A 16,168-nucleotide genomic window follows, 5' to 3' on the forward strand; every position below is an offset into this window, starting at 1 on the left:
AAACTTTGGGGCGAATGCTGTGTCTGTCATTGATATAAAACAAAATATTGTAATTACAACGATCCCTGTTGGCCTTCAGCCAAGAGGGATCACGATTACTTCGGATGGAAAATTTGTTTATGTAGCAAATTTTGGTTCAAATAATGTATCGGTGATCAAGGTAAAAGATAATGTTGTGGTGGATACAATCGTAGTGGAAGATAGCCCGATTGGTATAGATGTAGAATAAAAGGGTAACTACTCAGCCTCCTTTTGGAGGCTGAGTAGTTACCTTTTTTTATGGTACATACACCCAATTGTTTCTACAGACATAGAGTGCACTGTAAACATAAGGAGGCCTGATAAAATGAAAAACGAACACAATCATTGTCAATGTGAGCAAAGACCACTCGAGAATGAGATTTATCAAAATTATAGTGCAGGTTACTATACAAATGGCATTCTACATTTTTTAAGACGCTTAAGCCCTGGTACATGTATTATCATACAATACGACTGTCAACCACCAACAACAGGAACATTTCAAGGTTTTCAAAATGGACTTGTGATTTTATCTGACTTTGACTGTTTTCCAGGACTTGCGCATCTGGTAGTTGATAAGATTAATGTAATTACGCTGGGTTCCATTCCATGTGATCTTCCACGAGAATGCGAGCGTCGTTAATTGTAAGAAACATCCATAGAAGCAATTTTCCTCTCTACACATAAAAATTGTTTCACGTTTTATATCATAACAAGCAGGCTCCCTACTACTTCAGGGAGCCTGCTACCTAATGGATCATTCGCAATCCATTCGAATCAATTCTATACTTTCTATCATAAATGTTCCCGCTGTCTCTCCAATCTCAATACACACGCGATTCGTTTCTGGGAAGATTTCCACCGTTTTCGTTACATAATCAGAAAGGTCAAGGGTACTTTCTTCTACCATCGGATATTCATCGACGCTATCATCACATCCACAGCCCATTCCCTGATGATTGGTCATGTTTGTGTTGCTAAGATATACATTGGGTTCATAATGATTTGGTGAATAGTTGCTCATCGTCATATTCTCATTCGGATATGCGTTTTTATTGCAACCGCATTTGCACACCGCCCCTTGATTCGTTGGCATATTGATATTGCCAGGGTATGCATTCATTTCGTAATGGTTCGATGGATCATTCATCATACTATTTTCATCACTGTACGGAGTAAATCCAAAACTCTCTGATTGATCATTCATAGGAGTAGCGCCAGGATATGCATTTCTTCCATAATTGTCTGATGGATAGTTCGACATATCTTGATTTCTAACATACCCATTTGTTCCATATGCTTCTGTATAAGAGGTCACCATATTACGCTCAGTATAGCGTTCGCGAAGTGTAGAACGGTTATTAGATGCGGCCGGACTTGTCGCCCCTTCACCAGCTATCAACTTCAATGTTTCTGTATTTTCTTCCGTACCATCACTAATCGTCACATAGCCTTCTCCAGATCCTTCTTTTCTTGCCGTTACACGTAACACATAGCTATGTTCTGGTTCCACACACACCTGTTGCGAAATGGTTGCACTCCAGTCTGAAATCACGAGCACAGATTCCTCTCCAATCTGTTGTACGTCTGCACCTTCTGTGCGATTCCAGTTTGACAATCCCGCAGTGAAACCCCCATTAATCAGCACATTTCGCTGATCATATAACCACCGGGCTGTCGCAACGACGTCGGAAAGTTGTTGAAACATGTCATATGCATACGCTACACCCGGTACTCCTGATACATCCCCTTGTAAGAATGCATTGTATACATATGGAATGTTCTGCACCAATTGTTCCGCACGTAAAATATCCTGTAATGTGATAGCCGTTTGCAAACGATTTTGATTAGAATTTGTGAATAACGTCTGCATCGCATCTCGTGCGATTTGTACCGCCTTTTCAACCTTCATTTGTTTCTCTACCCATTTTTTCTTCCATTTTGGCTCTCGTTTTTGCATACGAGTTAAGGTATCTCCCGTTAGCGGTCCTACTTCTACCACTTCTATATTATCTAGTGTTGCCATACCATCTGTCGTTCCCACTTTAAACCCAACCCAGATGCCTAGATCTCGCTCCATATCGAGCTCACCTATATCAATAGGGAACTTAAATTCATGTGGATCTTGACACACCATATTTGTCTGTTGAACCATCATCCCGGCTGCAGTCTGATATCCATTCTCACATGGATTACACCACATGTCTTGCGGCATCCTATTGCTTGACATAACGGGATACGGAGTTGATTGCAATAAAGATTCTCCTGTACACGGATTGATTGGGATGATATCATTCGGTACATTCATTTTCTTATGCACTTCTTTATCATATCTCGCGACGAATATTTCTAAATCTGTACTATTCCCCACAAATCCTCGTACGATGTAGCGGGTATATGGTTTTAACTTTGCTTCCTCTATCTTTTGATATGCATACGTTGGAAATATTTTATCACTCAATATGGGATGATTTGCACTTGGCAGATTGAGATAATGATCTTTAAAGATCGGATTATCCGCTATCGTGTATACATGAGCACTTATGTTCCATCCATCTACGCCAGACCAATCTGAAGAGTCAAAATCTCCATAGTTTAATAGATTCCGTTCCCGACTCAAGCGTTTTGCACATTTCACTTGATCCAGCAAACACATTTTTTCTTTTGGATGGATTTGATCAGATAGACACTCTACTAATGTTGCCACCTGATCCACCTGATAATCTGTGACGTTCAATTGTAAGGTCGTTGGATTCGAAAACAAGGCATGGACCGCCTCTCGCGCTTTTGTCACATTGTAATTCATTGAACATCCTCCTTCGTGAGCTTTGCTTTAAGATGCGTGTTAAATGTATATTTTAACCAAAAATAATTACACTACATCGTTTTAACTCAACCTAGTAAGTTTGAATTTTTTATTTGTGGTGCCGTTATTAGTGTATACTCCAATATTTGTTCCATTTGCAGTACCAGAACCACTTACATCTAATACTCTAGTTTGATTAGACTTATTTTGTAAAAAAACATATTCTGTATCTACAACGCTCTGTTGAATGATCCAATACTGCTCTGGACGGTTTGCATTAGAGACTGCTCTCACATTATCTCCTTCCGACCGCTGCCAAGTTAATACTAAATTTTCATCCGCTATATTTTTAATTTGATACGCTCCTTGACCCGAATCATAAACGAACCTCCATTTTTGGTTAGCAGCATTACCATTTTGCCATAAGTGAACATTCTTAGTGCTTGGATCCATATCTACAACACTACTATTATTTAAAGCTGTCACGATTTGATAGATACCAGGAGTTACTGGTAGTTCTGGCGTTGGTGGTTCTGGTTCTGGAATAAATTCAATTTTATCAATATAGATAGGGCCACCACTATTACAACGTAGCTCTATTTTAAATTCTTCTTCATTTGCGGAAAAATTGAAGGTATCCAAGTAAGTGAAAGCGCTATATGTCATACTTCCGGAAAACGTTCGTTCAACCGGATAGTTATCGTTTTCCCGCCATCCGTAAGAATCATCATACCTCCCTACAAATAGATTGGCATTACCTTCACTTGCGTATCGGATTCGAACTTTATATCCTCTTGTTCGTGCAGTGGCGGACGGTCTTACTTTCACACGCAATTGTGTCCATTGCTGATTATACGCAGGTAATCTTACAAGATCCCCTCCCGTACTACCAGGACCTCTTACCACCGTAGCGCCATTATCTACGGCATTTCCTTTCACCGCCGGAATTTGAGTCGTTTTATCAGATACTATTGTATTTTCTGGTGTTAAGCTGTTATGCAACCAGCCAAATCCAAATAATCCTACACACTTTAACCCCTTAGTGCCACTTGCAAGTTTAGATTCCATTGCATTTCCATAGGATAGGCGATGCGTGGCTGGATAAGAACTGGAAGGAGGAGATATACTTGCCTCATGTACATACGCATACTGCCCCCCGAAGGACGACTCATAACATTTTCCAAAAGCCTTAATCCTTGCACCTATAGGATTCTTAAAATCAAATGCACACGTGACTTCATTAGTTGTTATTCTCAGGCCACCAATGTCATTAGATGTAACGTTCTGGATCGAAGAATATGCCTGAACAGGTGACAGCCCTTCCTCCCAGGTGGAATTACTGCCTGTGAGAGACAGCCTGCTCTTTATCCCTGCATATTGCTCCAAATCAAAATAGCCAGGATTTGATGACATATAAAAGGCTAAGTTTGTTAGCCACGTAACGAGATGAGGTGACCGCACAAAATTACGTTCGATAACTTCCCAATTTTGCGATTTATTTTCAACTTTACCGTACGCTGTTGAATAGACCTCCCTTGATAATTGAATATTCACACCATTGGGGTTTGTATATTTTTCTATATCATATGTTGGCCATATTGCTACCAAGTCTAATGCCATAAGAGTCACGTCTCTTCGAAAATCATTCATAAGATTCCAATGAATCACGGGAATGTAAAAATCAGTCGTAGATCCACTAGTGGTATACCCTTTTAAATATGGATATTTATTATAGTCTTTTATATTCGGTTTTAAGGCGACGGCTTTGTCTAAACCTACCTTATAGGTATTCACACAATAATCCGTGTAATCTGCTGTACGTCTTCGAAACCTAGTATTAAAATCCACAACTTCTGCCGGGGTCATCCCCCAGTCCTTTCCGAAGTTAACTGCATCTTGTAATAAGAGCAAATGTAAATTAGCTGCTTGTGCATACACGGTTAGTAAAGGAACCTCAAAATCCAGCACTCGAAATGAGGGCATAGCATACTCCATAAACGAATTCGTAATACGGAATTGTGAAAGTACCCGTGCTTGAGTAGCTGCATTACTAGGATTTTGATTCCAATCCTGGGCTGCCTCCTGATATAACTCCAGGGTAGCTTCTACACCTTCTAATTCTGAAATAGCTTTGCTTCGTACGGCAATTGTAATATTTTTATCTATAAGGTATTCTACTGCATCCATGAATTGTCGCCATTGCGTTTGTTGTTTACGTTGTTTCCAGAGGATTTTAAAAATGGCAGCAATACCTTTCGCTGCAAGTGCTACACTACTACGAGCTGTTCCGGTGTTTGAAAGAGTAGCTTCAGTAACACTTAACGCTGTAGAGACAGCCTCATTTACATTTGCCTGTTGCGCTATATTGTAGGCCCTTCCAACACTCATGTTCATCACATTTTGATCATTCATGTTTTGCAACTCAGAACCTGGTACATTCGCAAGTGGATACCTCAGCTGACAAGGCATGCTATCACTATCCAGTGTCTCATATTCATTATGATTACATTTTTGATTCATCGACAATCCTCCATTTCAGTTTTAGCCCTCTTATCCCATACCAATATAGTGGGATAAGAGGGCTATGCTAAAAAGTTAGCGTTTCTATCAATCGAAGAAATTGACTTCCTTTTGATAGCTGAGATAAACCATACATCACTTTTTTCTTTCCATCTGGCATGTTTATGCTACAACAGAAAGAAATATGAGGATTCACCTGTTCTGCGTCTTCTAAAATAGCTGCAGACTTGTTTTTTTTCTATATCTATTTTATTGACCTATCATTAAATGGGGGATTTTTTAAAATAAGTAGAACGCTTCCTATCCTCTTCTATTTTATGAACTCAACGTATACCCATATCAATTACGAAGTTCTGTCATACGATGTACAGATAGAAAAAGGAAAAAAGGGGGCCATACTATGTGCCGTTTTGATCATGATTTTGATGACGATTTTCGCCGTCGTCGCTTTGATTGTAGACATAATCATATTCGTCGTTTGCTACGAAAATTAAGTCCAGGAACTTGTATTCGCATCCAATTTGGTTTTCAAAATCCCGTAAATGCTATTTTTCAAGAGGTTTCATTTGATGGCTGCACGCTGATTGTAAGTAATCTTGATGATTTTGATGACTGTGCAGCTTTTACCTATATCGCTGTTGATCAAATTAACGCGATATCCGTTGTAGCTTCTTGTCCAAGACGCTGTCGAGATATTGACTAACCTTCTGTATGGATAAAAAACGAATGAAATGCAGGCGGAATCCTAAACTTCCAACGAACGACGATCTATAGCAGTAGGTCGTCGTTTTATTTTCCCAGCGTGTAATGCAGGCAATTATTGTTCTGTCTGTTACTCAGCATACAGGATAATATAGCGCTATGAATTGTAAGAACCCTCCATAAAAAGAATCCGTATTTCAGCACATCAAAATGATTTTAAGATGTATATCATAAAAAACAGGCTCCCTACTACTTCAGGGAGTCTGCTACTTATTCGATCATTCGCAACCCATTCGAATCAATTCAATACTTTCCACTAGGAATGTTCCCGCTGTTTCTCCGATTTCAATGCAAACAAGATTCGTTTCTGGGAAGATTTCAACTGTTTTCGTGATATAACCAGACAGGGATTCGGAAGCGTACGTAGTCATGTTATCTTCACTTGTGTATACTTTTCTATGGCAACCACATCCACAACTTGATCCGGTAGGATTGGCCCCGCTTGTGTTACCTGCATAGGCATTCATTTCATAGTTGTTAGGTGGATAACTCATCGATGCCTTTTTACTGCAGCCACATCCACAATCTGTTCCCGCATAAGATGCTGGATCGTTCATCATATCCTCATCACCGTACGGATTGATTCCAAAACTCTCTGATTGGTAATTCATTTGATTCCCGTTTGCATATGTCTGCGATCCACTTTGTTCTGCTGGGTAGTTCGTCATGTCTTGCTCATAATAGGATTCACGAGACGGCGTCATCGGTGGTACCAAACTTGTTGCACTTTCTCCCGCTATAAATTTCAGTGTTTCTGTATTTTCTTCCGTACCATCACTGATTTTCACATAGCCTTCCCCTGAACCTTCTTTTTTCGCTGTGACACGTAACACATAGCCATGTTCAGGATGGACACATACTTGTTGGGAAACGTTTGTACTCCAATCTGAGATGACGAGCACAGATGTATTCCCTATCTGTTGTACCTGCGTCCCCTCAGTTCCCTGCCAGTTCGATAGTCCTGCATTGAAGTCTCCATTTCTTAGCACGTTACGTTGTTCATATAACACCCGTGCTTTCGCAACGGCACCGGACAGTTGTTGGAAGATATCATAGGCTTCTCCTGGTACGGTTGGTAAAGCTCCGACTAAGAATGGATGATACACATACGGAATGTTTTGTACCCATTTCTCCGCGTCTATAATATGCTGTAATGTGACGGAGGCTTGCAATTGGCTTTGATCTGCATGTGTGAATAAGCCTTGAATCGCACGTTGTGCGACTTGCACAGCCTTTTCGATTTTCATGTATTTCTCGTTCCACTTTTGTTTCCATTTGTATTCTCGTTTTTTCATACGAGTTAATGCTTCTCCCGTTAACGGACCTTCTTCGATTACTTCTATATTATCTAGTGTCGCTAGGCCATCTGTCGTTCCAATTTTAAAGCCAACCCATATGCCCAGATTCTGATTGATATCAAGCTCACCTGTATCAATGTGACACTCCCATTCATGTGGATCTGCACATACCATACTGGTTTGTTGCATCATCATCTGTGAGCCATCTTCACATGGACCACAGGACATGTTTTGCGGGATGACCTGGTTTATCATCACAGGATAGGAACCTTGTTTTAATGGGTATTCTCCCGTACATGGATTGGTTAGTATACTATCATTTGGTACGTTCATATTTTTGTGCACTTCTTTATCATACCTTACGGCAAACACTTCTAAATCTTTACTATTTCCAATAAATCCTCGTACCATATATCGTGTATATGGTTTTAACTTCGCTTCCTCTATCTTTTGATACGCATATGTCGGGAATACCTGATCATGAAACGGGGAATAATTCGCACCTGACATATGGAGATAACGGCCTTTAAAGAGTGGATTGTCGGATGCAAGAACTACCTGACTACTTGTTTTCCACGCATTCTCTCCGAACGATTCGGAAGATTCAAAATCGCCAGCATTTAACAAATTGCGTGCTTGACTGAGTCGCTTCGCACATTTCACCTGATCGAGTAAACACATTTTTTCTTTTGGATACATCTCATCAGACATACACTCTACGAGTCTTGCGGCCTGATCTACCTGGTACTCCGTGATATTCAATTCCAGCGCATTTTTCGCATCATTCGTAAACAAGGCACCCACTGTCTTCCGTACTTTGTTTAAACTGTTCTCTGCTTCATACACTTCCACCCCTGTTCCAACTGGAAGGAATTCAATTTTGTCGAGAACAACCTTCCCCGTTCCAATGTTTGTGATTCTGAGCGTTATGCTCTCGAGCTGATTTAAGGTTAGGCGCTCAGTGTACGTGTACAAAAATGACTCAGGTCGCAAGAGGTTTGATTCCTGATTTGTTGTTTGGCTCATCGAGAAGGTTGGCAAGGTTCTTATTGGGTTCAGATTTGAATCTAGCACCACAACTTGTAACTGAGTAAATGTAGCAGTCGTATAACGAAATCGCATGTCATAGTTCACGCCTACAGGTTTGTATAGATGAACTTCTAATACTCCCCCTGCCCCTGTTACTAGCCCTGGTCTTAGCTCTACTAAATCTCCTCCTGTAAAACCAGGACCCCTAATTACGTAAGAATCATTAGGTCCTAGTCGATTCCCCTTGACGGCTGGGATTTGGGCAATTTTATCTCGCCTTAGGTAATTTGAGGGGTCGCATGTATTAGATTGCCAGGCAAAAGCAAAACTAGTTGCAAATGGTTTACCGGGATTTATATACGAGTACCCATCTGGGATAACCGCATTCAAGTTATTAGTACCATATTGGCTTGAAAAACAAACACCGGTTGGGTTTTCCTGCCATTGATTTGGCTGGCAAACATCAGGGTCATTAGCTTCTAAAGGAACATCCTTACAAGGAGTTCCAAAATAAGTATCGTAGCTCAAAGGACTTCCGGAGTATCCGGCATAGAAAGAACCTCCAGTATAATCAAAGAATCTCATGTAGTTTAGGCGTCCACTACTGATCCTGTTACCGAGAACGTAGTTATACCTTCCACCATAACTTCTCCATTCGATCCTATCCTCAGGTCTTGGGGAGTTCCCAGTCCCGACCGTAATATCATAAGGAGAATTGGTGGTCCGATAGATTGAGTTTACTCCAGCAAAGTGTTGAGCAACGTCGGCGTTGCGATAACCTACAACAGTGAACAGCTGCAACCACCGAAATAGCGTAGGAGCGCTATCCCATGTCATACCCATTTCGATAGGCCATTTGTCAAAATTCCCCGCTGGAACGCCAATACAAGCTGAAAATACTTTTCGCGTGAGTTGTACTTCTGTAGCTAACGGATACCTGTATGGATCATATGTTGGCCATAGCGCTACAAGATCTAACACCAACATAGTCATATTTGTACGATACGTAAAATACTCCTCCTGATAGTGGAACGACCCCTTTGTTTCTTCTTCCTTATCCCTTATCCCTCTCTCATACTGATTCATAGAATAGTTTGTATATTGTACTATTAATTGTACCATGCCTGGGTTACCTACACCCGTGTTCGTATAATATTGATCCACTCTTTGCTGTGGGAATCCCCAGCTTTCTCCAAATCTTACAACATCCTTTAACAAAAGCAAATGAAGATTGGCTGCCTGCATATAATTGAATAACAGTAGGAGTTCATACCTTGGTTCACTAAAGAGTTTTATGGCGTCTTTCAATGCATCTTCAGCATCATCAAATGCATCCCTTATTAACTCCTGATACCTTGCATCATTGGGGTATTTTTGGAAATTACAGGCTGCCTGTTGATAATCTTGAATTCGTGACTGTACAATTCTTAATTGAACATCGGCTCTACTTTTTACCACTTCTGAAATTTTCTTACCTACCATCACTTCTGCAGCATCCATGAACTCATACCATGTGCTTTGCGAATCCGCAGATGCAGGATCAGAGTCCGGCCACAACACATCTAGAAGCAAAGAAATAATTGCGAATACGCCCGCTACAACTATTAATGGTGGAAACGAAGCTGAAGCCACACCTGCGATTGCAGCAATTGTCCCCGTAACTATCGTTAGTGTCTTTCCAACAGCCTCCCATTCATCTATCTGATAGGGGCGGATTCCTATCTGTCCGAGAATTTCTCGTTTTACATCTGGACACATCTCCATCCACTCTTTATACCCCATATTTTGCAGTTCAGAACCTGATGCATTCGCAAGTGGATACCTTGGCTGGCGATACATGCTACCACTATCCATGACTTCATATTCATTGTTATGATCCATTTGATTCATTCATAATCCCCCAATCCTTCTCTCGCCTTCCCATCAAGAAGGCTGATTCGATTTCATCTGCATCCTTCCATATACTCTTCCATATTTGTTCTTCTTTTGCACTACATACAGATTTAAAATGAAAGAAATGAAAAATCAGGACTGGTTTCAAGATAATGACATATCATATGTACGGTAATCATTTCCTCATTCTGTAAGTTTCTAACATGAACTCTACTTCGGAACATTCTGAAAATTCAATATTCCTGTAAAACGAAGAAACTGATTTTCTTGCTCTTGCACCGGCGTGACGTCAAATGCTGAAATTATGACATTTTTTTCTTCTATTTGATAATCTGGAAGATCTGCTACACTAAACTTCAGTACCGTATTCACTGGAATATGCCCCGTATGACTCATCTCAATTTGATTATCACGTCCTGAAGAAGCACCCTGTTTCTCCCCGCACTCTCCCTGCACTTGTGCATTGACTATATATGCGATGCTTCCCACCACTTTCAAAAGATTCAGTGTCACATCCACCGGTCCGCAATTGTCTACTGTAATGGTTTTCTGAGAGGTTTCTTTTACAGTAGCTAAGCCAGACAGGCTATATGCGAGTTTTCGAGTACCGTTCGGTACGTACACAAAGCCATTTGGCACCTGTACGATTGAACAAAATGACACGCTCGATTGGACTTGTTCCGTATTATCTATGGTTGCTGCGGACTGGTTCATGCCTTCCAATGGAAGTGGATGATGTTTTCCAGTTTGCATCATTTCATACTCTCTACCGTACTGCCCTGCTTTCAATATCCTCGCCTCCTTGTATGATTCAGTTAGGTTTTTAGGGATGGGATGTACCTACAAACCCAAGAGTATCTAGTTTTATGAGATTCTTATATTTGTAGATAGCATGTTACCGAACACTTCCTTGCCTTTTGGTATTCGGCAGAAATATTGATACCTCTATCTCATAAGTCATTTACGAGTGAGATGGAGGTATCAATATTTGGTCATTCTTCGTATCTCTTATGAGGTAATAGCGTTTATTATGAGAAAATAAGGATTACAATCATCAGATGTAAAAACATATAAAGCAACCACCAACTCGAAACACTATGATCCTGTACATGATCATGTATGAAATTAACAATTCAAAGTAAAAAAAACCAATCAAAATCGTACAATGACAAAAGAGTTCGTGTTACAAGCTTTACAACAAGCCTATTTTTTTGTCAGAAACCGGAAGGGTTTGTCTTGCATCATTTCTTCTATTTCAACAAAAGAAACATGACACACAAGTTAGGGGTCATGCATTTCTCATACAAAATATTCTAATAATGTTTTCGATTTCCCTTCTTTATTTCATGAAACATACTACATCCTATACATCTTTATTTTATTGCCAATCCTTGCATACCATTTTTTTGTCATACAACATAATGTATGTTTTTAAAAAAAGACGTAGAACGCTCCCCATCCTCTTCTATTTTACGAACTCAACGGATACCCATACCAATTACGAGATTCTTTCATACGATGTACAGATAGAAAAAAAAGGGGGCCATACTATGTGCCGTTTTGATGATGGTTTTCGCCGTCGCCGTCGCTGTGATTTTGATGATGGTTGTCGCTTTCATTGTAGACATAATAGCGTTCTTCGGTTGCTACGAAAATTAAGTCCAGGAACTTGTATTCGTATCCAATTTGGTTTTCAAGATCCCGTAAATGCTATTTTTCAAGAGGTTTCATTTGATGGCTGCACGCTGATTGTAAGTGATCTTGATAATTTTGATGACTGTGCAGCCTTTACCCATATCGCTGTTGATCAAATTAATGCAATATCCGTTGTAGCATCTTGTCCAAGACGCTGTCGAGATATTGACTAACCTTCGGTATTGATAAAAAACGAATGAAATACAGAAGTCATCCTAAACTTCCAACAAGCGACGATCTATGGTAGTAGGTCGTCGTTTTATTTTCCAGGCGTGTAATGTAAGCGATTATTTTTCTATCTGTTGATGAGCATACAGGATATCCCTATGTAATATTTTGATGCCGCTATAACCATTTTGATACCTATGCATAACCTAAATATTATAAAGATAACACGTACCATCTACCATCATGCAGAAAGGAGCTTAAAGTATGACATCAAACCATGATTTTAAGCAAGCCGTTGCCAATATGGAACAGGCGCTCGCAGACGCATTAAAAGCGGCTGTAGCAAGTGGAAATACGAAAACCATTGAAAAAATATTAAAGCTCGTTATCAAAAAAGAAATCATCCTGGAACTTTTAGTAGAAGAATTTTCTTCCTTCGATGACCCATGTTAATTCTCTCCATAAAATGTGGGTAACCACATTTTCCTATCCATGAAGAATCAATACCGTTATGCAACAAGTGAAATCCAAAGGAGATGTATCATGTCAAAGCGACATTCTAAAAGCGCTTGTCATCGTGATGTGAAGTCTATTATGGAACCTTCGGTACCGTTGACTCCCTTTTTTCAGAAAACGATACAAGGAGATTGTGTGGCAAAAGGTATAGGAATGCGGAATCGTGGTTTCGGAACAATCAATATGAAAGGGTCCATTCCAGAAGGTTCTACGATTTACAAAGCTTTTCTATATTGGGCTGTGCTTCGTTTGAATTTCCAGACTGTGAACGCACAGGGTGTATGCAATGGTGTTCCCATTACCGGAGAATCCATTGCCTCCTCTATCGCTCCACCTTGTGGGAATGCGGGAAGTATGGATGTATTTCGTGCGGATGTGACAGAAATCGTCACAGATGGTCTCAATATATTAACTGGATTTCCTTCAGGAGATACCGACAGTTCCTCTCCATTTGTAAAAGCAACTTTTCCACTTTTGGAAGGTGCTTCCCTTATCCTGATCTTTACCAATCCCAATTTATTGTTAAAAACCGTTATCATCCACGATGGGGGGGTTACTTTCTATAATCATACCGTCTCGACAACCTTTTCTGGTTTTCAAATAACGGAATTTCCAGAGGCCAAAACTTTTTATATCGTCGCAGACAGTCAAGCTACTTCTCCTGGAAATCAGGCGATATGTAACAGCGTAGTCGTCGCAGGTCCCACGGCTACACTCCGCTCTACAGATGCGTTTCATGAGCAAGATGGTATAGAGGGAATGGATGCAGTAAGAGGATTCTGGGATACACTAGAGGTGGATGTGAGTCCCTTCGTTCGTCCAGGCGATAAAAGTGCCACAACATCCGTTGTGGCATCCCCTGCCGGAGGAGGGGGGTTGACTTATATCGCACAAGTTTTCTCGGTAACCGTGTCATCTTGTCCCGCATTGCAATCAATTATAAACATGGAGCAAGCACTGACAGACGTATTACGAGGAACGATTGAGAGCGGAAATATGCAAGCCATCGAACATATATTAAAACTCGTCATTCAAAAAGAAATTCTATTAGGCTCATTGCTAGAAGAATATAACGATGGGGGCTAGTAGTGACGAAAGTTGAATGCAGCCCTCATCTTTCAATCCGAAATACACGATAACGATGAGGAGAATAACAAAGATTTTACAAAACAAAATCCCCTGAAAATACAGGAGACGTTAGGACGCGTATAGATTTCCCTGTTACATTATACCCCGCTTTTTTTCTATTGGGGGGGAATATATTTTGATCTTCACAACATACAAAATCTGTTTCCAGTCAAACATACCTTATTTACGCATCTACACAATCACAATCTCTGTGGATTTTTGGACGCTTACAAACAGGAAACCCAAGAGCAATCACATTTACTGCCTGAATCGCAAGATGTGCGAGCATAGGAAAACCACCAAAATCAGATAAGATGATTTCACCGTACTGGAATCCTTGAAATGTCGTGGTGGTAGGGCGTTGCCCATCATACTGTAACACAATGCAAGTACCTGGGCTTACTCGTCGTAAAAAATGAAGAATCCCGTCTGTATAACAAGCCATTGTAGGATAACCTCAACTATCCCCATATATATTTCTTTTTTCACAAGAATGATATTCAGATTCATGACATTCTATAGCCATCATTCATTCCTCTTTTTGTTCACAACACATCTTACGTGTTAAGAACCTAGTAGGTATTCGTACAAAAAAATATATCCGAACCGAACATCATTCCTACATAAAAAATGTCATATTCCTTCTCTTTATAGATGTAGTCAGATGATTCACTTTCATTTCTCAAGTAGGATTCACTTGCTTTCAACCCCACATCATGATACAGTTTGAGTAGATTATTCATGCTTAATTGCTTGGCTCTATATTTGTGAACATTGTATGGAGCATCGAACCATTGAGTAAGTCATTTAGTTCCTCACTAAGTGACTTCTTTTTTTTGGAAAAATCTTTTGCTATGTCTAACTTTTTCGGGACAAGATCCTTCATTTTTTTTCTCCAGGCTGTCTTTTGATACTTGTCCATCATCCCCCAATACCTTCCGTACTTATCACTCATAATTGCATCAAGAATGATTTTATCATTCAATTTCAAATTCATTTGTCCCAATTGCTGTAATGTACTCACAATTATGTTGTCAAAGGGGGTCCAATCCTCTTCCCATAGTTCTAAGGTCTTCTTCTTTCTTAAGCGCGCTTCGAAACGTGTTACATATTCTATATCCGGATACGGATCAATGGAACCATTTTGTTCCGCTTCTTTCTTCTTATTATAAATACATAAACAATTATCAGATGATCTTACACCTATATAGAGTGTTTCTAATGTTTTATCACGACTGAGTATCATATATTCCGTTTTGCTGGATAAATCTCTTATTTTGAGATCGGATATGTTCACAGCATAATCGAGTGCAATATGTATACCTGTGACTTCTATATTCTCTAGTAACCCCAAAACATGTCGTATAGATTCGTTCACGATTGGATTGCATTTCATATATTTTGGATTAAATTCAAATCGTACTGCCTTTATCAAATGCTTTCTGGTTGTCTTTTTTGTATAGGGAAGAAATCCTTCTTCATCAAGTAAGCACATCTTTTCTGCATCCATTTCCAACTCTATTTGCTTCGTCTGAATTTGCTTTTGTAAGATTCTCCTTTTTTCATGAAGAGCGTACAAGTGCTTTTCATGATACCGTCGCATCGACTGAATTGAAAAATCTACATTTGCATATATTTCATCTATCTCATCTGCTGTCGACTGTAAGATCGATTGCAATTCACGTAAAGATACTTCAATGTGTTTTTTATGATACTCTATTTTATGTCGATCTGTAAGCATTCCCTCTTCATTTGTTTGTTCGATTAACGCTTGTATATCTTCCTTATTTTCGAATAACCTCTGATATTCCTCATTTGATAGCATCGCTTCTCCATGCTCACGGCGTTTACTTTCCCGTTCGATTTCCATTTCTAGCCGTATTCTATGAAATATTAATTTTTGTAGATCTATGTCTATCCCTTTCATTTCGCCTGCAAGTTCTATATAACCTACTTGAAGAAACTCTGATTTTAACACTTCTTGATAACCAAAGTTACGTGAAGTATATGGCTGTCTGTCATAGATCTGTGTGTTCGTGACTGATTGTATAAAATCCGATTTCCTCAAACCTTCCCTGAAATCCGCAACAATGGAAATCTTGTCTATCGTTACGTCCAGTAGATCTATCTCCTGCTCCACTACGACCAAACCAACACCCCGTTTTTCGGCAAAGTCAGGAACAGTTGCGAAAAACCCAACCTTTACCTGCTAATTAGTATTACCACTGAAAACACTCACGTTTCTTACAATAGAAACAAATATTGTAACTACTCAGATTCCTCACCGAGGCTTTTTTAATTTACTAGTTTGATATGTACTTTTTGTGTGAAT

At 39.8% G+C, this 16,168-nt stretch carries 13 protein-coding genes; 6 read left to right on the plus strand and 7 right to left on the minus strand.

Annotated elements, in window-relative coordinates; genetic code table 11:
* Both ACP6L7_RS35300 and ACP6L7_RS35305 read left to right on the plus strand, forming a co-directional pair.
* Positions 1 to 229, plus strand: a 229-nt coding sequence (locus ACP6L7_RS35300) for a YncE family protein (RefSeq protein WP_430529849.1), incomplete at its 5' end; no start/stop codon positions are given.
* Positions 230 to 346: 117 nt separating this feature from the next.
* Positions 347 to 664, plus strand: coding sequence for a hypothetical protein (locus ACP6L7_RS35305; RefSeq protein WP_430529162.1), 318 nt, complete (start codon positions 347 to 349; stop codon positions 662 to 664).
* A 114-nt stretch (positions 665 to 778) separates the two neighbouring features.
* Here the strand turns inward: ACP6L7_RS35305 and ACP6L7_RS35310 are convergent, their stop codons facing one another.
* Positions 779 to 2,827: a hypothetical protein gene (locus ACP6L7_RS35310; RefSeq protein WP_430529751.1), complete on the minus strand. Its 2,049-nt coding sequence runs from the start codon at positions 2,825 to 2,827 to the stop codon at positions 779 to 781.
* Between the two features lie 81 nt (positions 2,828 to 2,908).
* The gene (locus tag ACP6L7_RS35315; RefSeq protein WP_430529752.1) at positions 2,909 to 5,347 is read right to left on the minus strand and encodes an insecticidal delta-endotoxin Cry8Ea1 family protein; all 2,439 of its coding nucleotides are present in this window, start codon (positions 5,345 to 5,347) and stop codon (positions 2,909 to 2,911) included.
* 400 nt (positions 5,348 to 5,747) lie between these two features.
* On the opposite strand from ACP6L7_RS35315, the gene ACP6L7_RS35320 reads away from it, so the two are divergent.
* Positions 5,748 to 6,050 (plus strand): hypothetical protein, encoded by a 303-nt coding sequence (locus ACP6L7_RS35320; protein ID WP_430529753.1) that lies wholly within the window; start codon positions 5,748 to 5,750, stop codon positions 6,048 to 6,050.
* Positions 6,051 to 6,327: 277 nt separating this feature from the next.
* Here ACP6L7_RS35320 and ACP6L7_RS35325 read toward each other — a convergent pair whose 3' ends face one another.
* From ACP6L7_RS35325 to ACP6L7_RS35335, 3 genes are all read right to left on the minus strand, one after another.
* Positions 6,328 to 10,326 carry an insecticidal delta-endotoxin Cry8Ea1 family protein gene (locus tag ACP6L7_RS35325; RefSeq protein WP_430529754.1) on the minus strand — a complete coding sequence of 1,333 codons (3,999 nt, stop codon included), beginning with the start codon at positions 10,324 to 10,326 and terminating at the stop codon, positions 6,328 to 6,330.
* A complete protein-coding gene (locus ACP6L7_RS35330; RefSeq protein WP_430529755.1) occupies positions 10,307 to 10,477 on the minus strand; it encodes a hypothetical protein in 171 nt (56 codons plus the stop codon). Before ACP6L7_RS35330 ends, ACP6L7_RS35325 begins: the two co-directional genes overlap by 20 nt.
* Positions 10,478 to 10,539: 62 nt before the next feature.
* On the minus strand, positions 10,540 to 11,118 hold the full coding sequence (locus ACP6L7_RS35335) for a hypothetical protein (protein WP_430529756.1): 579 nt from the start codon (positions 11,116 to 11,118) through the stop codon (positions 10,540 to 10,542).
* Positions 11,119 to 11,879: 761 nt separating this feature from the next.
* Between ACP6L7_RS35335 and ACP6L7_RS35340 the strand changes: the two genes are divergently transcribed.
* From ACP6L7_RS35340 to ACP6L7_RS35350, 3 genes are all read left to right on the plus strand, one after another.
* Complete coding sequence (locus ACP6L7_RS35340; protein WP_430529166.1) at positions 11,880 to 12,197, plus strand: hypothetical protein; 318 nt, start codon at positions 11,880 to 11,882, stop codon at positions 12,195 to 12,197.
* Between the two features lie 259 nt (positions 12,198 to 12,456).
* Complete coding sequence (locus ACP6L7_RS35345; RefSeq protein ID WP_430529167.1) at positions 12,457 to 12,645, plus strand: hypothetical protein; 189 nt, start codon at positions 12,457 to 12,459, stop codon at positions 12,643 to 12,645.
* A 90-nt stretch (positions 12,646 to 12,735) separates the two neighbouring features.
* Positions 12,736 to 13,794: a hypothetical protein gene (locus tag ACP6L7_RS35350; protein WP_430529168.1), complete on the plus strand. Its 1,059-nt coding sequence runs from the start codon at positions 12,736 to 12,738 to the stop codon at positions 13,792 to 13,794.
* 226 nt (positions 13,795 to 14,020) lie between these two features.
* On the opposite strand, the gene ACP6L7_RS35355 is transcribed toward ACP6L7_RS35350, so the two are convergent.
* Positions 14,021 to 14,281: a hypothetical protein gene (locus ACP6L7_RS35355; protein WP_430529169.1), complete on the minus strand. Its 261-nt coding sequence runs from the start codon at positions 14,279 to 14,281 to the stop codon at positions 14,021 to 14,023.
* A 300-nt stretch (positions 14,282 to 14,581) separates the two neighbouring features.
* Positions 14,582 to 15,976, minus strand: a complete 1,395-nt coding sequence (locus ACP6L7_RS35360) for a replication initiation factor domain-containing protein (protein WP_430529204.1) — start codon at positions 15,974 to 15,976, stop codon at positions 14,582 to 14,584.
* Between the last annotated feature and the right edge of the window lie 192 nt (positions 15,977 to 16,168).

Source organism: Bacillus silvicola (assembly GCF_050524305.1).
Lineage (GTDB): Bacteria > Bacillota > Bacilli > Bacillales > Bacillaceae_G > Bacillus_A > Bacillus_A cereus_AT.